Genomic DNA, 20,828 nt, shown 5'->3' with positions numbered 1-20,828 from the left:
TCCGCGATGACAAACCCCCGATGACAAAACCCCCGTCTGCATATGCTGACGGGGGTTTTTTATGCCGGATGCTGCATGCTGAAAAACAGGCAGCGCCGCTGCGGAAAGCCGGCGCATATGTCAGCGCCGCCGCGGACCGTTGCCCGAAGACATGCCTTTAACTATCCATATGGAAACAAAGTAGGAGCCGGCAAAGAGCGCCAGCGTGAGAGCCACCTGCAGCAGAAAGTGGTCTTTGACGAACTGCTGGCCGGAAAGCAGGGTGTTGCCTGTGAATACCAGCGCCGCCCACAAAATGAGCTGGAGCAGGTGGTTTGTGTCGCGGATGACCTTGCGCCGGCTGCTCAGAAAAAAGCTGAGCACCCAGACCGCGACAAACAAAATGACAACAACCTTGAACATGATTACCCGTTCCGCACGTCGTTTTCCTGCGGTGTTTTGTCGTCCCGCTGGCTGTGTACCACTGTCAGCAGTCTGTCCAGCGCCGCCATGGGGTCGTCCTGCTGAAAAATATTGCGCCCGATGCTTACACCGGCGGCGCCGCATTCAAGCGCTTCTTCCATGTGCCTGATAAAATTTTCAAAGTCACCCATAGAAGGGCCGCCCGCCACCAGTACGGGCACGGGACAGGCATCAACGGCCCGTGAAAAACTGTCCATATGACCGGAATAGGGAACACAGACCATGTCGGGCCCCAGCTCGCCGCCTAGCCTGACACAATGGGCGATGAGCGAAGGGTCAAGCTCCTGCACTATGTTGCCGCCCCGCGCCACGATGACGGCCATCACCGGCAGGCCGTGCTGGTGCGCTTCTTCCGTGGCCATGCCCAGATCCGTAAGCATCCGGTCTTCCTGTTCGTTGCCGATGTTCACCTGTACGGCCACGGCGTCGGCCCCCAGGCGCAGCGCTTCGGGAATGGAGCAGACCAGCGATTTGTTCCACGCGGGCAGCCCGTGCCGGGTTCCGGCGGAAAGCTGCACCACAAGCTGCGTGGCCGTGGGGATTTCATTTGCGTAGGCGCGTGCCGTGCCCTTGTTCAGCACCACGCCCTGCACCGGACGGTCGCCTATGTCCGCAAGCAGACCGGGTATATTGTCCAGCCCGTGCAGCATGCCTTCACCGGCACCGTGGTCCAGCGGCAGCACCACGGCCCTGCCGCTGGGGGTCATGAAAAATCGTTCGAGTTTGCGGATGGCTCCGATCATGGTGTCTCCTGTGTATGGCATTGAACGCCGCGGGCATTGCAGCCGAGGAACGGACAGAAGGCCAGCGCTTCCGGCGTGAGATGTGTCCTGTGGCCGCTGCCTGCATACAGAACCAGCGGCGGGTGTATGGTGATGGCGGGATTAGCGTTTTTTCTGGCTTCCAGCAAGATGAGTCTGGCCGGCTGCTCCGCGCGTGAATGAACGGGCAGCAGGCTTTTGGCTTCCAGCCCTGCGGGGCGCAGCGTGCATAAAAGATCGGGCAGTCTTTCCGCCGGATAGATGCAGAAAAAGCGGCCCTTGTTGCGCAGAGCGTAAGCCGATGCGGCCACAAAGGCCGTCAGCGGACCGGCTGTTTCAAACAGGGCGCGTGTGCGTTGCTGTGTCGCCGCGTGCCTGCCCTGATCCGGCCGCCGGTACGGAGGGTTTGTCACCACCAGATCGAATGATTCCGGCGTGATGTCTGCGTGTGCGCGTACCTGCTGCGCATCGGCCTGTACCGCGCTGAACCGGTTGCCCAGTCCCAGCATGGCGGCGTTGTGCATGGCTGCATCGGCCAGCTGCGGGTCTATGTCAAATCCGGTGCCCTGCACCGTATCAAGCAGCAGGCACAGAGCCAGCCCCACCACCCCGCAGCCCGTGCCCGCATCAAGAAACCGCAGCGGTTTTGCGGGGGTGCCGTATGCGGCGGCGGTCCATGCGGCCAGCAGCAGCGCGTCCGCGGAAAAGCGGAACGAATCCGGCGGCTGCAAAAGTCCGCGCGGAAAATATTCCCGCGCCGCGTGTACATCCTGTCCTGTATTTTTTTGCGGCCTAAGGTTCTGCATGGGTATGTCCGATAGTGTGGTGTCAGTCTGCACGGTGTCAGCCTAGCCTGACGTGCCGCCGCGGACAAGGGCGGAATGCAGGACAGCTGCCGGGCGTGCACGGCGTGTCCGGTATTTGGCTCCATGCACGTTTTCTGCTAGCATCCGTCAAACCACCGGCAAACGGCCGGGGCGGCATCCGCAGGTGCCGGATGCCATGCTTTTTCACATGCTGCAAGGACAGGCTATTCATGAAGCAGTTTAGGGCCGACCTGCATATACATTCCCGTTTTTCCCGCGCCACAAGCAAAAAACTCACTGCCCGTCATCTGGCGGCATGGGCGGCCGTCAAAGGGCTGGATGTGCTGGGTACGGGAGACTTCACCCACCCCCAGTGGCGCGAGGAACTGGCCGCACAGCTGATTCCCGACGACAATACCGGCTTGTTGCGCCTGCGTGAAGCGGACGGGCTGGACGAAGAGATTTCTGTTTTTGCCGGGCGCCCGCTGGGCGGCCGTGTGCAGTTCATGCTGCAGGCCGAAATAAGCTCTATCTACAAACGGGGCGGCAAGGTGCGCAAGGTGCACAACCTTGTTTATGTGCCCACGCTGGAAGCTGCGGAGTCACTGTCGCGCAAGCTTGAGCAGGTGGGCAATCTCGCTTCCGACGGGCGGCCCATTCTGGGGCTTGATTCGCGCGACCTGCTTGAGATGGTGCTGGAAACCCACCCCAGAGCATTTCTTGTGCCCGCGCATATCTGGACTCCGTGGTTTTCCGTGTTCGGGTCAAAATCCGGCTTTGATTCCATAGAAGAATGCTACGGTGATCTGTCAGCGGAAATATTTGCGCTGGAAACAGGTCTGAGCTCCGATCCGGACATGAACTGGATGTGGAGTGCGCTGGACCGGTTCCGGCTTATCTCCAACTCGGACGCGCATTCCGGCGACAAACTGGGGCGCGAGGCCAACCTGTTCAGCGGAGACGTTTCCTACGACGGCATTTACAGGGCATTGCGCGGTGAAGGGCTGGGGCACCGGTTTCTGGGCACGCTGGAATTTTTTCCCGAAGAAGGCAAATACCACATGGACGGCCACCGCAAGTGCGGTGTGATCATGGACCCGCGTGAAACGGCGGCCAGAGACGGCATATGCCCCGTTTGCGGCAAGCCGCTCACCGTGGGGGTGCTGAGCCGTGTCATGGAGCTGGCGGACAGAGAAATGCCCGAACGACCGGCGGGACAGCCCGGTTTCATTTCGCTGGTGCCTCTGGCAGAGGTCATATCCGAAATTGTCGGCACCAGACCGGGCACCCGCAAGGTACTTGATTTTTATGCAGGCGCCGTATCGCGGTTCGGTTCGGAGCTGGGTATTCTGCAGGATGTGCCGGAAGAAGATCTGAGGACATTTTCCGCGCCGCTGGCTGAAGGCATTTCGCGCATGCGCCGCGGCGAGGTTGCGCGGCAGCCGGGTTGCGACGGCGAATACGGGGTTATCAGCGTGTTCACCCCGCGTGAGCGTGATGAGTTTAAAAACGGCCGCATGCTGATGGACCTGCCCTTGCCCGCTTGTGGCACAACGCGTACGGCGGAACCCGCCGCGGCTGCAGATGCTGTGCCGCAGGACGGCGGCGGAAACGGGCCGGAAACGCAGGCTGCGGCGTCCGGCGGAACGGCGGGTGCGGCCCTGCAGGACGCTGATGCCGGTGTGCAGGGTGTTTCCGACGAATTTATTTTTGAAGACGACGAGGCTGCGGAGCAGCCGCAGGGAGCCAACGAGGCCCAGCAGCGGGCCATGGACGCCGGACCGGAACCGGTGCTGGTGCTTGCCGGACCGGGAACGGGCAAGACCCGCACGCTGGTGGGGCGCATCCGCAGACTGGTGGATAACGGGGTTTCTCCGCGGCAGATACTGGCAGTGACATTCACACGCCGTGCCGCGACAGAGATGGACGGCAGGCTGCTGGCCGAGCTTGGGGGTAATGCGGCGCTGCCCCGTACCGACACCCTGCATGCGCTGGCCTTTGAATACTGGCACAAAGCCTATGACGATGCGCCGGTGCTGCTTTCGGAAGACGGCGCGCGGCGTGTGTTTGCCGAGGCCAATTCCGGCGAGACCGCGCAGCGGATACGGGAAGCGTGGGAACGCATAGCCGTGTGCCGCGAACGCATGTCCGTGTGCCATACGGATGACGCCCCGTTTCTGCACAGGTATGTGAAGCTCAAGGAATCGTGGAATCTTGCCGATTATACCGACCTGCTGGAATTCTGGCTGGAGCAGGTGAACAACGGTATTTACGCCTGTCCGTATGTGCATGTGCTGGTGGATGAAATTCAGGATCTTTCACCTCTGCAGCTTACACTGGTGCGTTCTTTGCTGCCTGAAAACGGCGCGGGGTTCTTCGGCATAGGCGACCCTGATCAGTCCATCTACGGTTTCCGGGGGGCGCACGGCGATGTGCGTGCGTTTTTCGGTGCGGCGTGGCCGGATATGCAGGTGATCAAACTGACCCGTAACTACAGATCTTCTCAGGCCATACTTGATTTTTCGGCTGCTCTGCTGCCGCAGGACCCGCCGCTGGTTGCCATGCGTGCGCTGCCGGGCGAGATACGGCTTTTTGAAGCGCCCACGGCAGAAGGTGAAGCCTCCTGGATTGCCGGGCAGATACGTTCGCTTATCGGCGCCACAAGCCATTCTCTGGCCGACAGCGGGGCCACCCGCCTGAAAAGTGGCGGGCATGACGACGATGTGAGCGGTATGGCCGGTGCTCTCGCCCCCGGCGACATTGCGGTACTGGTACGCTTCAAGGCGGTTATTCCTGTTATCCAGCGCACGCTTGTCCGGCTGGGCATACCCTGCTCCGTGCCCGAGGCCGAAGCTTTCTGGGTGGAACCGCGCATACAGATGATTCTGGCCGCGGCGGGCCGTGTGCTGGGCATTGCCTACCGGTCGGAGGAAGAAACCATTTCGTGCCCCGACAAGGTGCTGGCCAAAGGACCTCTCGGGGTTTCGGCGTATCTGCAGGACATGCCGCCTTTTGATAATCTGTTCTGGCAGTCTCCGGAGTTCAGGCGTCTGGTGAAAGCTTATGACGAGTACGGGGGCTGGGCGGGTCTGCTTAACTGGGTGCACCTGCAGACAGAGCTTGAACTGGTGCGCAGCCGCAGCGAAAAAGTACAGATAATGTCGCTGCATGCGTCAAAAGGTCTTGAATTTAAAGCGGTATTTCTGCCTGCGCTGGAAGACGGCATACTGCCTTTTGCCAGCGCGGGCGTGTTGACGGGCAGCGTGGACAAGGCCCGCATGCGCACGGATACGGAGGAGGAACGCAGACTGTTGTATGTGGGGATGACCCGTGCGGAACAGGCGCTGTTTCTCAGCCGCGCAGCGCGGCGGATGCTCTACGGCAAGGAACTGCGGCTCAGGGAATCACGGTTTCTTCAGGGGCTGCCGCTGGGCGACCTGCGCCGTTCGACGCTGGTGGCGCACCAGAAGCGCAAGGAAAAACAGCTGACATTGATGTGACGGAGGCAGGGGGCGTGCGTACGCCCGCCCGCCTGCATACGGCGCTGCCGGCGGTGCGGGCTGCCGTCTGCAGTTGCGGCTAAAGCCTGTACAGATAACGCTCGTACAGTGCCGAAAACCGTGCGGCCGCACCCGCACTTATGCCGCAGTCGCGCAGTCTGCAGTATATGTGCAGCGGGTTGAGACGGTGTTGCAGGTAGCTTTTTATTTTCCGCATGGGAGCAGTCTTCCGTTGGGGGTGCTCATTCCGGATGCCGTCCGTGGACACAGGCTGCCGGTAATTTTTTTGTGCAAGCGCCGTGCCTGTGCCGTACGGGGTGCACAACACCGGCTGGTTGCCGCTGCAGCCCGCCGTTACAGCTGTCTTGCCGTGCTCGTTTCGCGCGCCGTGCGGCGGTTTTCCGGCACGGGGCCGCGGGTGGCACGGACTGTGCTTTGTACAGGGCGGCTGCACTTCTTTCCGGTTTCCATATAGAACGTATCGGCGCAAGGCAAGCCCGGCACTAGGTCCGGGCACGTTTTTTATGGCGTGCCCGTTACCGTATCCGGCCGCCTTCCGGACATGGATGCTCCGGCGTGCATGATATGTCTGTTATCCTGACAGCCTGCGGCGCGGTTTGTGCTGTGTCCGGCCATGATGTATACTGAATAACCCGCGTAAGATTGCGGAACGGTGTGTATGAAGGAACAGCAAGGAACAGGGCGGTTGCCGCACGGCAGAATTCTGGCGGCACCCTCGTGGGTCATTCCCGCGGGGGTGGCGGAAAACTGCCGCTTTCTTGCCGGCAGGGTGGATGAAGTCGGGCTGCTGTTTCTGGAAAGTGAAGCCTGTCTTGCCTATTCGCGCCATGATCTGCCTGTGGATTTGGCCGACCTGCCCTTGAGCTGGCATGTGCATCTGCCTGTGGATCTGCCGTGGGGCGCAGCCCGCGTCCGTCCGGAAACCGCACACCGCGACGGCAGCCGCTGTGCTGATATCTGCCTGCGGCTTATGGATAAAGTTGATTATCTGGGGGCGGTACGCGGGGTTGTGCATCCGCCGGCATATTGTCATGCCGCATACGCGGTGCAGGCGCTGGAAGCCTTTACCGCTGCCTGGACTGCCGCCGGTCTGCGGCCCGAAGACATTCTTCTGGAAAACATACAGGGCCAGCCGCTGACGGAACTGGCGGAAACTGTCCGGTCTCTGGGACTGTCGGTTTGTCTGGACACGGGCCATATGCTGTCCTACGGTCAGCATGGGATTCTGCGGGATGCGCGCCTGACAGGGCGCATACGCATGCTGCACCTGAATGCGGAACGCGCGGGCCGGCATGTGCCGCTGACTGTGCTGCATGACGAAGCGCTGCGCGTCTGCGCATCTGCCGTACAGGCCGCCCCGTGTGACTCTGTGGTCATGATGGAACTGTTCGACTGGAAAGAAATAGAAGAATCACTGCCTGTGGCGGTCATGTGGCTTCGGGGGAGCGGCTGATGATACGGTTGATACTGGGGGGGGACAAATCGGGCAAGTCGGCCTTTGCGCTTTCTGCGCTGCAGGAAGGGGCAGGGCCGCATCTGCTGCTTGCCACCGGGCAGGCTGCCGATTTTTCCTTCAGGCGTCAGATTCTGGAACACAGAACTGCCCGCGCCCCTCATATTCCCGTTCGGGAAACCGGCACGGATCTGGTGTCCGCCCTGCTGCGGGGCAGAGACGGTTTCGGCTCAGTGCTGGTGGACAGTCTCGATTTCTGGCTTTTTGCCTGCCGCGAGGCAGGCATGCAGCAATACAGCGGAGACTTGGCGGAGTGTCTGCGGCTGGTCGGGCGTGATACAGAGATCACGCTTGTTTCCTGCGAGGCGGGGCTGGGCCCCGTACCTGCTGACCGCGCGACACGCATGTTCATCAGAGAACTGGGAGCCCTCAACCAGACCGTGGCGGCGCTGGCCGACGAGGTATGCTTTATGGTTGCCGGTATTCCCATGTATCTTAAGAGGCGCTAGATGTCTTATTTTCGCAAGCTTGAACCGGGGCTTTCACAACTTCTCGAACTTTTTTCGCGCGATGAGCGCTGGCTGATTGTCATCAACGCCGATCCCGACGCCATGGCATCGGCCATGGCCCTGCGCCGCATCATGATTCACAGGGTGTCCGATGTGGGCATAGCCCATGTGAACACCATATCACGGCCCGACAATCTGGCCATGGTGCGCTATCTGCACATTCCCATGGTCAAGTTCACCCCCACCGTGGCGGCGCAGTATGACCGGTTCGCCATGGTCGATTCTCAGCCCCATCATCATCCGGGGTTTTCCGGTGTGCATTATTCCGTGGTGTTCGACCACCATCCCCTGAGCGAAGAGGAACCCGTCATTGCCGACTTCAAGGACCTGAAGCCGGAATACGGCACCTGTTCGGCACTGATGACCGAGTATCTGTACAATCTCAAGATACGTCCCGGAAAGCTGCTTGCCACCGCGCTGCTTTTCGGCATCAAGACGGATACAAACAGCTTCGAACGCGAATCCTGCGACATCGATATCCGCGCATTCCGGTATCTTTCCAAGTTTGCCAACCATCAGCTGCTCTCGCGCATCGCCCGCAGCGAATTCCGGCTGGAGTGGCTGGATTATTTTTCACGCGCGTTCACCAGCCTGCACACTGTGCGTTCCGGGCGATACGTGTATGTGGGCGAGGTGGACAACCCCGATGTGCTTGTGGTTATTGCCGACTTTTTTACGCGGGTGCACGAAATCCGCTGGGCCGTGGTGGCCGGGGTGTACAAGGATACGCTGGTCATTATTTTCCGCGGCGACGGTGTGGTGCGCAATCTGGGCAATTTTGCCAAGCTGCAGTTCGGCGATATCGGCTCTGCGGGGGGGCACAAGACCATGGCCCGCGCCGAGGTGCCTTTGCAGCGTCTGGAGGGCAAAGATGTGGAAATGTTCGTTTTCAAGCGTCTGGTAAGCCCCCCGAAGCGCGTCCGCCCCAGAGAGGAAGAGCGTCAGGCTGATGCCGCAGGCAACGACAGGAAAAAAGAATGATACCCCGCCGCCCGCTTGCGGGCTGTGCAGGTGATGTTGTTTATATGGGAAAAGGCAGCCGGAGGCTGCCTTTTCCTGCAGGGATTGCGGATGGAGTCCGCCGGAACCGTTCATGAGCCGGCAGTTGTTCCTGTAATCGGCGGCCTTGCGGCCGCGGGGTATGTTCAGGGGGCTTCGCCGGTCCGTACCCGTACTGTTCTGGCCACGTCCTGCACAAAGATTATGCCGTCTCCCTCACGTCCGGTGTGGGCACCTGTCTGCAGCGCCGCCAGAGCGTCTTCCGCTTTGTCCGCGGGTACCCCCACCTCTATGCGGACCTTTTTCAGCAGATTCACTTCCGTCACAATGCCGCGATAGGTTTCGGTAAAGCCTTTCTGCTGTCCGCTGCCCAATGCGTTGGTCACGGACATGGCGTATATGCCTCTGGCATAAAGAGCCTTTTTCACCGTCGAGAGCTTTTCAGGGCGTATATAGGCGATAAGCAATTTCATGATGGTTCTCCTTTGGCCTGCTATTCCACGGTGAAAATCTGAAATCCGTTGTACGATTCGGAACCGTGTTCCGTGATATCCAGACCTTTGAGCTCTTCTTCGGGAGAGACACGCAGGCCCGCCACTGCGGCCACAATGCGGAACACCACCAGCCCCATGCCGAAGGCCCAGGCGAATACCACCGCCACACCGAGAGCCTGTACCATGAGCAGAGAAGCATCGCCGCCGTATACAAGGCCTGTGGACCCGCCGTAAGAGGGATGCGCCAGCAGCCCCACCATCAGCGTACCTATGGCGCCGCACACGCCGTGCACGGAAACCGCGCCCACGGGGTCGTCGATCTTCAGAATCTTGTCCAGAAACTCAATGGAGAGCACGACCACAAAGCCGCAGATGATCCCCACGATGATGGCGCCGGAAGGGGAAAGCTCGTAACAGCCTGCCGTGATGCCCACCAGACCTGCCAGAGCGCCGTTCATGGTTATGGATGCATCGGGTTTGCCGAACCGTATCCATGCGGTGAGCATGGCGGTAACGGTACCGGCACAGGCTGCCAGACTGGTGTTCACGGCGATATAGCCTATGGTGCCGTCTGCGGTGGTGGTGGAACCGGGGTTGAACCCGAACCAGCCGAACCACAGTATGAACACACCCAGAGCCGCCAGCGGAATGTTGTGGCCCGGTATGGCCCGCACGGAGCCGTCGGGTCCGTATTTGCCCGCACGGGGACCCACCACGATGGCCCCGGCAAGGGCAACCCAGCCGCCCACGGAATGGACAACCGTCGATCCTGCGAAGTCGGCAAAGCCCAGCCCTTCAAGCCATCCGGCGTTTCCGGCCAGTCCGCCCCATGCCCAGTGGCCCGATACGGGGTAGATGATGCCTGTCACCAGTACGGAGACAATGATGTAGCTGGCAAATCTGGTGCGTTCGGCAATGCCGCCGGATACGATGGTGGCCGCCGTGGCCGCGAACACCGACTGGAAGAACCAGAAGGTCAGATCCCACATGCCGCCTTCTGTGGCGGGGTCCACATGGGCAAGGGCAAATCCCGATGTGCCGATGAAGCCGCCTGCGTCGGCGCCGAACATGAAGGCATAGCCGACCAGAAAGAACACCAGTGAACCCGCCGCAAAGTCCACAAAGTTTTTCATGAGGATGTTGCCCGCGTTTTTGGCACGGGTGAATCCGCATTCCACCATGGCAAATCCGGCCTGCATGAGCATGACCAGAATGGCGGCGATGAGCGTCCAGAGGATGTTGCCATGCTGCTGGCTGAGCATTGCCGGAGCATCTTCCGCCAGTGCGGGTGAAGCGTGGAGCAGAGTTGCCACAACCAGCCAGAGAGCCGCCGTGCGGGCAAAACGTTTTGCCGGATGGCGGGGTGACGATACGGGTGCGTGCATGGAATAATCCTCCTTTTGGGCAGGGCCCGTTCTAATGGCGATGTTCCGGTAAGAGCAAAAGGAGGGCCAAATATGATAACATGCTGTTATTATATGTTTTCTGTTTTCAGGTGGGATTCAGGCGCTTTGTTATAGTGCTAGTAATTGACATATATGTTAAAAATAAGCTTGTGTAATTTACAAAAAAGTAAATTTACGTCAAAAAAGAACGGAAATAAAATATCAGAAAAAACAAAAAAGCCGATTGACAATTCCGGTAACAGCTGAGTAGGTAGACACATGCATCGGAATTCCGGTTGCACAAAATACTGTTGAGGACGTAGCTGACACAATGAAGACCCAGACTTCCGCCATATCTTACGTGTACTTTTGGTACTACTTTTTTGGCTATGGAAGCGTCCGTGGTCTCTTTGTCGCTGCGTAGCAGCCGGAATACCAGAAGGTAGACTGAATCAAGGGCCGCGGGCGAAAAGCCGGCGGCCCTTTTCTTTTGGCCGCAGGTGTCCGGGGCCGAAAACGGGAAAAGGAGCTTCGCATGCTGCTCGGTAAAAGTGTCCGTATGGAACGCATCATCAACAGAAACACTGGAAGAGCCATCATCGTGCCCATGGATCATGGTGTCAGCGTGGGGCCCATTTACGGGTTGGTGGACCTGCCCGGTACTGTGAACAAAGTGGCCGAAGGCGGTGCGGATGCCGTTCTTATGCATAAGGGGCTACCGCGCTGCACTCATCGGGGGTATGGTAAGGACGTCGGGCTTATCGTGCATCTTTCGGCCAGCACGTCGGTTGCCACCCTGCCCAACGCCAAATCGCTGGTGGCCACGGTGGAAGACGCCCTGCGGCTGGGTGCCGACGGCGTGTCGGTACACGTTAATCTGGGTGATGAGACAGAGCGTCACATGCTGGAAGACCTCGGCCGCGTGACCTCGCGCGCCATGGAATGGGGTATGCCGGTGCTGGCCATGGTGTACGCCCGCGGGCCGAAAATCGACAACGAGTTCGCCCCCGGTATTGTCGCCCATTGCGCCAGAGTAGGTATGGAGCTGGGTGCTGATCTTGTCAAAGTTAATTATACCGGCGACATGGACTCTTTTGCAGACGTGTGCGAAGCGTGCTGCGTGCCGGTGCTCATAGCCGGCGGGCCCAAGCTTGATTCCACAAGAGAGCTCGTTCAGGTGGTGCACGATTCGGTGCGCGCCGGTGGTGCCGGTCTTTCCATGGGACGCAACGTGTTTCAGCATGCCCGTCCCGACATGCTTATGAAGGCCCTGCACGGTGTGGTGCACGAAGACTGGGACGTGGAACAGGCCATGGACGTGCTGGAAGGCGCGGAATAACTTTTACGTTCGCAAGCGAGGAAGCGAAATGCATATCGGCAAACGTATTCGTATAGAGCGGCTGTTCAACAGAACGACAGGCCGCACCATTATTGTTCCTCTGGACCACGGTGTCAGCGTGGGGCCCATCGACGGGCTGGTGGACATGCGCGACACGGTGAATCAGGTGGCGGAAGGCGGCGCGGACGCCGTGCTGATGCACAAGGGTCTGGTGCGCTGCGGCCACCGCGAAGGCGGTCGCGACGTGGGTCTTATTGTGCATCTTTCCGGTTCCACGGGGCTTTCGCCCATCCCCAATTCCAAAATTCTGTGTGCCACGGTGGAAGATGCCATCAAACACGGCGCCGACGGCATCTCGGTACATGTCAATCTGGGCGATCCTAATGAGCGCGAAATGCTGGGCGACCTTGGCAGGGTGTCTGCCGTGGCGGCGGAATGGGGCATGCCCCTGCTGGCCATGATGTATGCCCGCGGGCCGGAAGTGAAAGACCCGTATGACGGCATGGTGGTTGCTCACTGCGCACGTGTGGCGGTCGAGCTGGGCGCGGACGTGGTCAAGGTGCCCTATACCGGTGATATGGATTCCTTTTCCCGCGTGGTGGAAGCCTGCTGCGTACCCGTGGTCATCGCGGGCGGTCCCAAGCTTGATTCCACGCGTTCGCTGCTGCAGATAGTTCATGACTCCGTGCGTGCGGGCGGTGCCGGTCTTTCCATCGGCCGCAACATTTTTCAGCATGAACGCCCCAGAGCGCTGGTAAAGGCGCTGCGTGGTCTTGTGCACGAAGACTGGGACGTGGAACAGGCACTTGAAACTGTGGGCGGGTGCGCCCCCGAGGGTGAATAACATGAAAAAAGTGCTTTTCCGTTGCGTTCCTTACGATAAAGACGCAGTGACGCTCGCGCTGGAATCGGGGGTGGACGGTCTGGTGGTTCCTGCCGGTCATGTGCAGGAGGTGGCTTCACTGGCACGCTGCACCGTGGTGGCCGACGAGGATATGCCCTGCATACTGCTGCAGGAAAAGGCGGATGAGGAAAACGTGGCCCGCATGCTGCAGCAGGGGCGCAGTGTAATACTGGCCCGCGGCTGGGAAATCATTCCCGTGGAAAACCTGCTGGCGGTTTCGGATAACGTGGTTGCCGAAGTGGCCTCGCTGGAGGAGGCAAGACTTGCGGCGGGCATACTGGAACGCGGTGTCTCCGCCGTGGCCGTGTCTGCCCGGGGTGTGGAGGAACTGAAGGACATCGTGAAGGAACTCAAGCTTTCTCAGGGGACGCTGGAACTTGTGCCCGCCACGGTCACTGCCGTCTCTGCCGCGGGACTGGGGCATCGCGTGTGCGTGGACACCATGTCGCTTATGCGCACAGGACAGGGCATGCTGGTGGGTAACTCCAGCGCGTTCACCTTTCTGGTAAACGCCGAAACCGAGCACAACGAGTATGTGGCGGCGCGTCCTTTCAGGGTTAATGCCGGAGCAGTGCATGCCTACGCCGTCATGCCGGGTGACAGGACAACGTATCTTGAGGAACTGTCCGCCGGAACAGAGGTGCTGGTGGTTGACCATACAGGTGCCACGGGCATTGCCACGGTGGGCAGGGTAAAGGTGGAAGTGCGCCCCATGCTGTTGGTGCGCGCGCGGGTGCAGGGACCGGACGGGCAGTGCACCGAAGGCGCTGTTTTTCTGCAGAACGCCGAGACCATACGGCTGGTACGCACCGACGGTACTCCCGTAAGCGTTGTGGCACTGAAAGAGGGTGATGAAATTCTGGTGCGTACCGATGCTGCGGGCCGGCATTTCGGCATGCGAATTTCCGAAGAGATAAGGGAAGAGTAGCCATGGCAGACGCAGACCGGATTCAGGAACGGATGGGCAGCGTACGTGAAGATATAGACGCCGTGGACAGAGAGCTGCTGGCCCTTTTGAACAGGCGGGCGGAACTCAGTCTGGAAGTGGGCCGCATAAAACGCGACGACCCCGGCGTCATATTCAAACCGTTCCGCGAGCGTGATGTGCTGGAAAAACTGCGCAGCCTCAGCGCAGGCCCGCTGCCGGAAGAACACCTGCGGTCCATATACCGCGAGATACTGTCGTCTTCACGCAGTCTGCAGCGTCCTCAGCGTGTGGCCTATCTGGGGCCGGAAGGCACGTTTTCATATTTTGCGGGCATTCAGTTTCTGGGGCATTCCGTAGAGTTTCTGCCCCAGAAGGATCTGCATGGTGTCATCCGCTCCGTGCACGCCCGCGAATGCGAACTGGGCGTCCTGCCGCTTGAAAATTCGCTGCACGGCACCGTGGGGCAGAGTCTTGATCTGTTTCTGCGTTACGAGGTGTTCATCAACGCCGAACTGTTCTGTCGTATCAGCCATTCATTGCTGACGGCGGAAAAACGGCTTTCCGACATCACCACCGTGTATTCGCACCCGCAGCCGCTGGCACAGTGCGGCGAATGGCTGCGGCTTAATCTGCCCGGTGCGCGTATTATTCCCACCGAATCAACGGCAGCTGCGGCTCGGCGTATCAAAGGCGAAAAGGGCGCTGCGGCCATCGGTCACGGCAACCTTGCCGAACGTCTGGGACTGAGTGTGCTTGCTTCTGCCATTGAAGACCAGCCCGATAACTGGACCCGGTTTGTGGTGGTGGGGCCGGTGCCGGCCGACAGGGAAGGCAGGGACAAAACATCCATGCTGTTCACCTTGCCGGACAAATCCGGTTCGCTGGCGCAGGTGCTCAATATCCTCGCGCGGGAGGATATCAATATGAAAAAGCTGGAATCCCGCCCGTTGCGCGGCGAAAAATGGCAGTATGTGTTTTTTGTGGATGTGGAATGCGACCTGAACCATGAAGATTACCGGCAGCTTGTGGACGAGTTGAAGCATGTCTGCCACAGCCTGCGGATTCTGGGCAGCTATCCTGCCGGAATGTATTTTGATGTGGCCCGCACGGCCGATGGTTCGGAACGGCTGGTGACCGAATAGTTTTTTTAGCGCACGACGCCCGCAGGGGCGCACAAGCATACGACGGATGAACGCATGAACAGCAAGACCGTAACGGCTCCGGCCTCCAAATCCGTGTCCCACCGCATGGTCATAGGTGCCGCGCTGGCCGCCGGCACTTCCACGCTGACCAACGTGCTGGAAAGTGATGATCTGACGCGCACCGTGGAGATAATGAAAACCTGCGGCGCAGACATTGTGCGGCAGGGTGCAGGCCGGTATTCGGTGCGTGGTGTGGCCGGTACGCCGCGCGGCGGCAGTACCGAACCCGCTTCGTGCTATGTGCACGAATCCGGCACCACCTGCAGGCTGCTGACCGCGGTTGTGGCGTGCGGGCTGGGCACGTTCCGCATTCACGGGGTGCCCCGCATGCATGAACGTCCCATAGGCGAACTGGTCACCGCTTTGCGCATGGCCGGGGCTGATGTGCGCTATGAACAGCATGAGGGGTTTCCGCCGCTCATTGTCGAGGCGCTGGGACTTTCGGGCGGCATGGTGACCATCGGGCTGGACGAATCCAGCCAGTACCTGTCGGGGCTTCTGCTGGCCGCGCCGCAGGCGCGTTCCATGACAATCACCGTGGGCGGAGCCAAAGTGGTCTCGTGGCCCTATGTGGGGCTGACGCTGCAGGCCATGGAGGATTTCGGACTGCGTTTCAGCGTGGAGACAAAGGACGACGAAGGCTGGCACAAGACAGACTGGCGGACAGTGAAGGATATCGTGCCCGGCAGGGTGCGGTTTGTGGTACCCCCCGGCATGTACAGAGCCGGTGACTATACCGTGGAAGGCGACTGGTCCAGTTCGTCGTATTTTCTTGCCGCGGGAGCGGCGGGGCAGGTTCCCGTCACCGTGGGGGGGTTGCGCCGCGATTCTCTGCAGGGTGACCGCGCCATGCTGGATATTCTCCGGCGCATGGGGGCCGGTGTGGCATGGGACGGCGACGCCGTCACCGTGAGCCCGGCTCCGCTCAAAGGGATAGCGGTGGACATGGGCCACTGTCCTGACCTTGTTCCCACCGTGGCCGCAGTGGCTGCTTTTGCCTCGGGTGACACCACCATCAGCAATGTGGGGCACCTGCGCATCAAAGAATGCGACCGTCTTGCCTCGCCTGCCGCGGAACTTGCCCGCGCGGGTGTGCAGTGCGAGGTGCGCGACGACGGTCTGGTGGTGCACGGCGCAGGCAGAGAAAATATCCGGATAGCACCCGGCACCGTGTTCAGCACCTACGCGGACCACCGTATGGCCATGAGCATGGCTGTGCTGGAAATGGCCGGACAGCCCGTCACCGTGGATGATCCTGCCTGTGTGGGCAAATCATTTCCCGCATTCTGGGAACAGTGGAAAAAGGTTTCGCCATGCGTATAGACAATGTTGCCGTGGTGGGCGCGGACGGCCGCATGGGGCAGCTGTTCTGCGCGCGGGCCCGTGCGGCCGGCATGGGGGTGGTCGCTCTGGACAGGCCTCTGGAGCCGGAAGCCGTGCGGCAGGCTGTGCACGGGGTCCAGATGGTGTTGCTGTGTGTTCCGGCAGCAGTACTTGACAAAGTAGCTGGACTCATGTCAGGTATTCTCTCAGGTAATCAGATTCTGGCAGACATAACTTCGGTAAAGGTTCTTCCCATGCAGCAGATGCGCAGACAGTACAGCGGCCCCGTGGTGGGTACGCATCCTCTTTTCGGGCCGGCGCCCGCGCAGGGCGAAACCCGCGTGGCCGTTGTTCCCGACAGCGGCCATGCTGCCGGTGAAGCGGCCTGCGCCGCGGTGGAGGATTTTTTTGTGCGTCTGGGGTGCGAGCCTTTCCGTACCACGGCGCAGGAACACGACCGTGCGGCCGCGTGCATCCAGAATCTCAACTTCATCACGTCCGTGGCATATTTTGCCACACTGGCGCATGACGACGCCATTACGCCTTTTCTTACTCCTTCGTTCCGCCGCAGGCTGGACGCCGCACGTAAAATGCTGACCGAAGACGCCGAACTTTTCGAAGGGCTTTTCGAGGCCAACCCCTACAGTCAGGACGCTGTGCGTGCGTTCCGTGCCATTCTGAATCATGCCTGCGCAGGTGACGTGAATCTGCTCGTCGACCGTGCCGGCTGGTGGTGGCGCTCCTCGGATAACAGGGGAGGTGCGCCCTCGTAGCGCATGGCAGCACGATATGTGCAACAGTTTGGTTGATACCAAGGCCGCATCCTCCCCGGATGCGGCCTTTTTTGTTTTTACCGCCGGAACCACCGCAAAGGAGCACAAGACAATGAACGTGAATCTCAGGCAATCGGCCCGCTGGATAGCCGCCGACGTGCAGACCCCCATCAGCCTTTTTCTGGGGCTGGTGGGCAACGGGCAGGGCATTCTGCTGGAAAGTGCCGAGGTGGACGGGCGCTGGGGCCGTTACAGTGTCATCGGTTTCAACTTTCTGCTGCGGCTCGGGTGCAGGGACGGCAAGCTGACAGTGGCTTCGCGCGATGCCCGTCTTGACTGCCTGAAAGAGCTGGAAGGCATGGATTTTACGGATGGTGTGCGTGCCGTGCAGGCCGCCGTCGACGTTACACCGGCAAGCGGATTTGAAGACCTGCCGCCCATTACCCGCGGGCTGTACGGATACTTCGGGTACGGGGTGGCAGGCATGTTCGAACCGCATCTGCAACGGGTTCTGCCGGTGCAGAGCGCGGAAGCATGTCTGGTGCTGCCCGGCACCGTGGTGCTGGTGGACCACCTGTACAACAGGTTGTGCCTGCTGAATCTGGCAGAAGGGTTTGTCATCCGCATGGACAGGGATGCCGTGGACAGAAAACCGGAGAATCCCGATGTGGGTCCCGTTGTCATGGTGCCGGACAAGGCGACGTTCATCCGCAATGTGGAGCGGGTGAAGGAGCTCATACGGCAGGGCGAGGCCATTCAGGTGGTGCTTTCCACGCGTTTTCAGGCTTCGTTCAAGGGCGATCCTTTTGTGCTGTACCGCCGGCTGCGCCAGATCAATCCTTCTCCGTACATGTTTTTCATGCGTCTGCCCGGCGTCAGTGTGCTGGGGTCGTCTCCGGAGGTGCTGGTCCGCTGCAGGGGCGGCGAAGTGCAGGTCTGCCCCATAGCCGGTACCAGACCGCGGGGCAGCGATGAGGCGGAAGACATGCGGCTGGCCGAAGAGCTGCGCAGCGACCCCAAGGAGCAGGCGGAGCATGTGATGCTGGTCGATCTGGGACGTAATGACCTGGGCCGCATTGCAGAGGCAGGCACCGTAAGCGTTGAAAAGTACATGCAGGTCGAACGGTTTTCCCACGTCATGCACCTTACTTCCTATGTCAGGGCGCGGCTGGCCGCAGGCAGGGACGCTCTGGATGTGCTGGCTGCCACGTTTCCGGCGGGAACGGTGAGCGGTGCGCCCAAGGTGCGTGCCATGGAGATCATAGCGGACATGGAAGGGCTGGCCCGCGGTCCTTACGCCGGTGCCATAGGCTGGCTGGGACTGGACAGCGGCAGTGTGGACATGGACACGGGCATTCTCATCCGTTCCATGTGGGTGCGCGACGGCATGGTCAGCTGGCAGGCGGGAGCAGGCATCGTCTACGACTCGGTGCCCGAAAAAGAATGGGAAGAGTGCTGCAACAAGGCCAGAGTGGTGCGTTCGGCCATCACGGGTACGCATGGCGGCGGATCAACGGGAGACTGCGATGTTTTTGCTTATCGATAACTACGATTCGTTCACCTTTAATCTGGTGCAGGCCTTCAGCAAAGGCGGGCTTACTCCGCAGGTGCGCAAAAATGACGACCCTGAACTGCCCGCGCTGGCACAAAGCGGGACACTGACCATGGTGTGCATTTCTCCCGGGCCGGGCAATCCGGCGGGGGCAGGACTGTGCCTTGAATTTCTGGACAGGCTGCCCCGCCATGTGCCGGTACTGGGCGTGTGTCTGGGCCATCAGGTGCTGGGCGCCTATGCCGGTGCCGCGGTGGAAGTTGGGCCGCGTATCATGCACGGCAAGGCATCCCGCGTTGTCCATCAGGGTACGGGCCTGTTCGAGGGTGTGTGCAACCCCATGACTGTGGGCCGGTATCATTCGCTGGTTGTGCGTGCGGAACAGTGCCCCGGCACGCTCGAAGTGCTGGCCGTCACAGACGCGGCGGCGGATGACGGGTGTGTGATGGCCATGCGTTATCGCGACAGGCCGTGGATGGGGGTGCAGTTCCATCCCGAGTCCGTTCTGACCCCGCAGGGTGAAACCCTGTTGCAAAACTTCTGCCGCATGGCGACTGCCTGCACGGCCGGGGCCGTGTGAATACGAGGTAAAAAGACAATGCATACTGCAGAAATACTGGAAACACTGGCTTCGGGCGGCGTGCTGCCGCCCGAAACGGCACACATGGCGTTTGACAGACTCATGTCCGGCGAGATGACTCCGGCGCAGGCGGGCAGCTTTCTTATGGGGCTGCGCAGCCACGGAGAAACGCCGGAACTGGTGGCCAGCGCGGTGCGTGCGGCGCTGGCGCATGCACGGCTCATACAGGGGCTTGAATATGACCGCATAGACATAGTGGGCACGGGCGGAGACGGACGCAACAGTTTCAACTGCTCCACCGCCGCGGCGCTGACTTTGGCAGGCATGGGGTACAAGGTGGTCAAGCACGGCAACAGGGCTGTTTCGTCCACCAGCGGCAGCGCCGATGTGGTTGAAGGTCTGGGACTGCCGCTGGAAACCGCGCCCGAAGATGTGCCGGTTTTGCTGGCACGGCATAACTTCGTGTTTCTGTTTGCCCCCTTTTATCATCCCGCTTTCCGTCATGTGATGCCTGTACGCCGCGATCTGGGTATCCGTACGCTTTTCAACGTACTGGGCCCGCTGCTTAATCCCGCCCGTCCCACCCGCATGCTGCTGGGTGTGGCAAAACCGGCCATGCTGCATACCATGGCCGACGCCCTGCTGCTGACAGGCGTGCGGCGCGCGGCGGTGGTGCACGGTGCCGGCGGCTATGATGAGCTGACCACCATGGGGCCTGCCCGCGTGGTCATGGTGCGCGACGGCGCCACGGAAGAGATGGAAATAAATCCGGCGGACCACGGATTTGCCCCGTGCACGCCCGCGCAGCTGGAAGTGCACGACAGGCAGGAGGCGCTGGAGGTCATGCGGCTGCTGCTGGCCGGAGAAGGCCCGGCTCCCATGCTTGACATGATGGCGTTCAATGCGGGGCTGGCGGTGTATCTGATGGAGGATTCCATGCCTATTTCCGCAGCCATGGCCCGTGCGCGGCAGGCTGTTGCCGGCGGCGCCGGCGGGAAGGTGCTGGATGCTTAGCCGTTTTGCCGCAGCAAAGGAGGCCGAAATTGCAGTGCTGTGCGCCCGGGAACGGGCCGGTACGCTGCCGCAGGCGTACCGGGGTGCCCGTCCGGTGTTTTCGCAGGCGCTGCGGCGTCCCGGACTGGTGACCATTGCAGAATACAAACGGGCATCACCTTCAAAGGGCGACATAGCACCGGAACTGACACCGGAACAGGTGGCGGCGGCGTATGCCGGTGCCGGTGCGGGAGCTCTTTCCGTCCTGACGGAGGAAACCTATTTCCGGGGCAGTCTGGGCTATCTGGAACGCATGGCATTTTGCGGACTGCCCATGTTGCGCAAGGATTTCATACTGCACCCGCTGCAGGTGGTGCAGACGGCGGCGACTCCTGCGTCGGCGCTGCTGCTGGTGGTCCGCATGCTGGAGGGTGCAGACGGTGTGCGGCGTCTTATAGAGGCGGCCCATGAAAAAAGTCTGGAGGCCGTAGTGGAGGTGTTTGACGAGCAAGATCTTGAAATAGCGCGCAAAGCTGGCGCGCGGATAATACAGGTGAATAACAGGGACCTGTCCACGTTGCGCACGAGCCTTGCCATTTCCGGCAGGTTGGTTAAGGAACGGGATGCGGCCGAATGCTGGATTTCGGCAAGCGGCATCACCGGAACCAACCACAGGAAGTATGTCGAGGCGCTGGGGTTTGACGCCATGCTTGTGGGCACTGTGCTCATGAGCGGGGGCGACCCCGCGGGAAACCTCGTCAGGCTTCTGCAATAGGACAGGAGA

20 protein-coding genes are annotated in these 20,828 nt (G+C 60.6%); 14 read left to right on the top strand and 6 right to left on the bottom strand.

Translation table 11 applies throughout. The features are described from left to right. Positions 1–120: 120 nt before the first annotated feature. Genes ACZ5D1_RS15015 through ACZ5D1_RS15005 form a run of 3 tightly spaced genes read right to left on the bottom strand, consistent with a single transcriptional unit; the run spans position 121 to position 2,029 of the window. On the bottom strand, positions 121–402 hold the full coding sequence (locus tag ACZ5D1_RS15015; RefSeq protein ID WP_011369196.1) for a hypothetical protein: 282 nt from the start codon (positions 400–402) through the stop codon (positions 121–123). Positions 403–404: 2 nt separating this feature from the next. Beyond that, positions 405–1,205 (bottom strand): 2-amino-3,7-dideoxy-D-threo-hept-6-ulosonate synthase, encoded by an 801-nt coding sequence (locus tag ACZ5D1_RS15010; protein WP_011369195.1) that lies wholly within the window; start codon positions 1,203–1,205, stop codon positions 405–407. Next, the gene (locus ACZ5D1_RS15005; protein ID WP_464555340.1) at positions 1,202–2,029 is read right to left on the bottom strand and encodes a tRNA1(Val) (adenine(37)-N6)-methyltransferase; all 828 of its coding nucleotides are present in this window, start codon (positions 2,027–2,029) and stop codon (positions 1,202–1,204) included. Before ACZ5D1_RS15005 ends, ACZ5D1_RS15010 begins: the two co-directional genes overlap by 4 nt. A 230-nt stretch (positions 2,030–2,259) precedes the next feature. On the opposite strand from ACZ5D1_RS15005, the gene ACZ5D1_RS15000 reads away from it, so the two are divergent. Beyond that, a complete protein-coding gene (locus ACZ5D1_RS15000) occupies positions 2,260–5,529 on the top strand; it encodes a UvrD-helicase domain-containing protein (protein ID WP_464555338.1) in 3,270 nt (1,089 codons plus the stop codon). A gap of 79 nt (positions 5,530–5,608) precedes the next feature. Here the strand turns inward: ACZ5D1_RS15000 and ACZ5D1_RS14995 are convergent, their stop codons facing one another. Next, positions 5,609–5,746: a hypothetical protein gene (locus ACZ5D1_RS14995; protein ID WP_169727961.1), complete on the bottom strand. Its 138-nt coding sequence runs from the start codon at positions 5,744–5,746 to the stop codon at positions 5,609–5,611. Between the two features lie 462 nt (positions 5,747–6,208). Between ACZ5D1_RS14995 and cbiR the strand changes: the two genes are divergently transcribed. Genes cbiR through ACZ5D1_RS14980 form a run of 3 tightly spaced genes read left to right on the top strand, consistent with a single transcriptional unit; the run spans position 6,209 to position 8,553 of the window. Next, entirely contained in the window at positions 6,209–7,003 is a 795-nt protein-coding gene (gene cbiR / locus ACZ5D1_RS14990) for a cobamide remodeling phosphodiesterase CbiR (protein WP_464555336.1), read from the top strand. Then, on the top strand, positions 7,003–7,512 hold the full coding sequence (locus tag ACZ5D1_RS14985) for a bifunctional adenosylcobinamide kinase/adenosylcobinamide-phosphate guanylyltransferase (protein ID WP_011369191.1): 510 nt from the start codon (positions 7,003–7,005) through the stop codon (positions 7,510–7,512). The genes cbiR and ACZ5D1_RS14985 overlap by 1 nt, the downstream gene beginning before the upstream one ends. Beyond that, positions 7,513–8,553, top strand: coding sequence for a DHH family phosphoesterase (locus ACZ5D1_RS14980; RefSeq protein ID WP_011369190.1), 1,041 nt, complete (start codon positions 7,513–7,515; stop codon positions 8,551–8,553). A gap of 164 nt (positions 8,554–8,717) precedes the next feature. Here ACZ5D1_RS14980 and ACZ5D1_RS14975 read toward each other — a convergent pair whose 3' ends face one another. Together ACZ5D1_RS14975 and ACZ5D1_RS14970 are read right to left on the bottom strand one after the other, a co-directional pair. Beyond that, positions 8,718–9,044, bottom strand: coding sequence for a P-II family nitrogen regulator (locus tag ACZ5D1_RS14975; RefSeq protein WP_011369189.1), 327 nt, complete (start codon positions 9,042–9,044; stop codon positions 8,718–8,720). Between the two features lie 20 nt (positions 9,045–9,064). Beyond that, positions 9,065–10,450 (bottom strand): ammonium transporter, encoded by a 1,386-nt coding sequence (locus ACZ5D1_RS14970; protein WP_011369188.1) that lies wholly within the window; start codon positions 10,448–10,450, stop codon positions 9,065–9,067. Between the two features lie 535 nt (positions 10,451–10,985). Between ACZ5D1_RS14970 and ACZ5D1_RS14965 the strand changes: the two genes are divergently transcribed. From ACZ5D1_RS14965 to ACZ5D1_RS14920, 10 genes are all read left to right on the top strand, one after another. Beyond that, positions 10,986–11,789 carry a 2-amino-3,7-dideoxy-D-threo-hept-6-ulosonate synthase gene (locus tag ACZ5D1_RS14965; protein WP_011369187.1) on the top strand — a complete coding sequence of 268 codons (804 nt, stop codon included), beginning with the start codon at positions 10,986–10,988 and terminating at the stop codon, positions 11,787–11,789. A 28-nt stretch (positions 11,790–11,817) separates the two neighbouring features. Next, complete coding sequence (locus tag ACZ5D1_RS14960; protein WP_011369186.1) at positions 11,818–12,633, top strand: 2-amino-3,7-dideoxy-D-threo-hept-6-ulosonate synthase; 816 nt, start codon at positions 11,818–11,820, stop codon at positions 12,631–12,633. Position 12,634: 1 nt separating this feature from the next. Then, the gene (locus tag ACZ5D1_RS14955; RefSeq protein WP_011369185.1) at positions 12,635–13,621 is read left to right on the top strand and encodes a 3-dehydroquinate synthase II family protein; all 987 of its coding nucleotides are present in this window, start codon (positions 12,635–12,637) and stop codon (positions 13,619–13,621) included. Between the two features lie 2 nt (positions 13,622–13,623). Further along, a complete protein-coding gene (gene pheA, locus ACZ5D1_RS14950) occupies positions 13,624–14,763 on the top strand; it encodes a prephenate dehydratase (protein WP_011369184.1) in 1,140 nt (379 codons plus the stop codon). Positions 14,764–14,817: 54 nt separating this feature from the next. Then, positions 14,818–16,146 (top strand): 3-phosphoshikimate 1-carboxyvinyltransferase, encoded by a 1,329-nt coding sequence (gene aroA, locus ACZ5D1_RS14945; protein ID WP_464555331.1) that lies wholly within the window; start codon positions 14,818–14,820, stop codon positions 16,144–16,146. Beyond that, on the top strand, positions 16,137–16,919 hold the full coding sequence (locus ACZ5D1_RS14940; RefSeq protein ID WP_455697082.1) for a prephenate dehydrogenase/arogenate dehydrogenase family protein: 783 nt from the start codon (positions 16,137–16,139) through the stop codon (positions 16,917–16,919). Before aroA ends, ACZ5D1_RS14940 begins: the two co-directional genes overlap by 10 nt. 112 nt (positions 16,920–17,031) lie before the next feature. After that, positions 17,032–18,465 (top strand): anthranilate synthase component I family protein, encoded by a 1,434-nt coding sequence (locus ACZ5D1_RS14935; RefSeq protein WP_464555328.1) that lies wholly within the window; start codon positions 17,032–17,034, stop codon positions 18,463–18,465. Beyond that, complete coding sequence (locus ACZ5D1_RS14930; protein WP_027182181.1) at positions 18,446–19,051, top strand: anthranilate synthase component II; 606 nt, start codon at positions 18,446–18,448, stop codon at positions 19,049–19,051. Before ACZ5D1_RS14935 ends, ACZ5D1_RS14930 begins: the two co-directional genes overlap by 20 nt. Before the next feature lie 18 nt (positions 19,052–19,069). Beyond that, entirely contained in the window at positions 19,070–20,065 is a 996-nt protein-coding gene (gene trpD, locus ACZ5D1_RS14925; protein ID WP_011369179.1) for an anthranilate phosphoribosyltransferase, read from the top strand. Further along, a complete protein-coding gene (locus tag ACZ5D1_RS14920) occupies positions 20,058–20,819 on the top strand; it encodes an indole-3-glycerol-phosphate synthase (protein ID WP_011369178.1) in 762 nt (253 codons plus the stop codon). The genes trpD and ACZ5D1_RS14920 overlap by 8 nt, the downstream gene beginning before the upstream one ends. Positions 20,820–20,828: the final 9 nt, after the last annotated feature.

It is taken from the genome of Oleidesulfovibrio vietnamensis, assembly GCF_055388115.1.
This window is presented reverse-complemented; position numbering and strand designations above follow the sequence as displayed.

Coding starts and splice junctions, on each gene's coding strand:
- ACZ5D1_RS14970 (WP_011369188.1), bottom strand. CDS start 10,450: ATGCACGCACCCGTATCGTCACCCCGCCATCCGGCAAAACGTTTTGCC.
- ACZ5D1_RS15010 (WP_011369195.1), bottom strand. CDS start 1,205: ATGATCGGAGCCATCCGCAAACTCGAACGATTTTTCATGACCCCCAGC.
- ACZ5D1_RS14935 (WP_464555328.1), top strand. CDS start 17,032: ATGAACGTGAATCTCAGGCAATCGGCCCGCTGGATAGCCGCCGACGTG.
- ACZ5D1_RS14955 (WP_011369185.1), top strand. CDS start 12,635: ATGAAAAAAGTGCTTTTCCGTTGCGTTCCTTACGATAAAGACGCAGTG.
- ACZ5D1_RS14975 (WP_011369189.1), bottom strand. CDS start 9,044: ATGAAATTGCTTATCGCCTATATACGCCCTGAAAAGCTCTCGACGGTG.
- ACZ5D1_RS14940 (WP_455697082.1), top strand. CDS start 16,137: ATGCGTATAGACAATGTTGCCGTGGTGGGCGCGGACGGCCGCATGGGG.
- ACZ5D1_RS15015 (WP_011369196.1), bottom strand. CDS start 402: ATGTTCAAGGTTGTTGTCATTTTGTTTGTCGCGGTCTGGGTGCTCAGC.
- ACZ5D1_RS14960 (WP_011369186.1), top strand. CDS start 11,818: ATGCATATCGGCAAACGTATTCGTATAGAGCGGCTGTTCAACAGAACG.
- pheA (WP_011369184.1), top strand. CDS start 13,624: ATGGCAGACGCAGACCGGATTCAGGAACGGATGGGCAGCGTACGTGAA.
- ACZ5D1_RS15000 (WP_464555338.1), top strand. CDS start 2,260: ATGAAGCAGTTTAGGGCCGACCTGCATATACATTCCCGTTTTTCCCGC.
- ACZ5D1_RS14930 (WP_027182181.1), top strand. CDS start 18,446: ATGTTTTTGCTTATCGATAACTACGATTCGTTCACCTTTAATCTGGTG.
- ACZ5D1_RS14985 (WP_011369191.1), top strand. CDS start 7,003: ATGATACGGTTGATACTGGGGGGGGACAAATCGGGCAAGTCGGCCTTT.
- ACZ5D1_RS14920 (WP_011369178.1), top strand. CDS start 20,058: ATGCTTAGCCGTTTTGCCGCAGCAAAGGAGGCCGAAATTGCAGTGCTG.
- ACZ5D1_RS14965 (WP_011369187.1), top strand. CDS start 10,986: ATGCTGCTCGGTAAAAGTGTCCGTATGGAACGCATCATCAACAGAAAC.
- ACZ5D1_RS14995 (WP_169727961.1), bottom strand. CDS start 5,746: ATGCGGAAAATAAAAAGCTACCTGCAACACCGTCTCAACCCGCTGCAC.
- ACZ5D1_RS14980 (WP_011369190.1), top strand. CDS start 7,513: ATGTCTTATTTTCGCAAGCTTGAACCGGGGCTTTCACAACTTCTCGAA.
- trpD (WP_011369179.1), top strand. CDS start 19,070: ATGCATACTGCAGAAATACTGGAAACACTGGCTTCGGGCGGCGTGCTG.
- aroA (WP_464555331.1), top strand. CDS start 14,818: ATGAACAGCAAGACCGTAACGGCTCCGGCCTCCAAATCCGTGTCCCAC.
- ACZ5D1_RS15005 (WP_464555340.1), bottom strand. CDS start 2,029: ATGCAGAACCTTAGGCCGCAAAAAAATACAGGACAGGATGTACACGCG.
- cbiR (WP_464555336.1), top strand. CDS start 6,209: ATGAAGGAACAGCAAGGAACAGGGCGGTTGCCGCACGGCAGAATTCTG.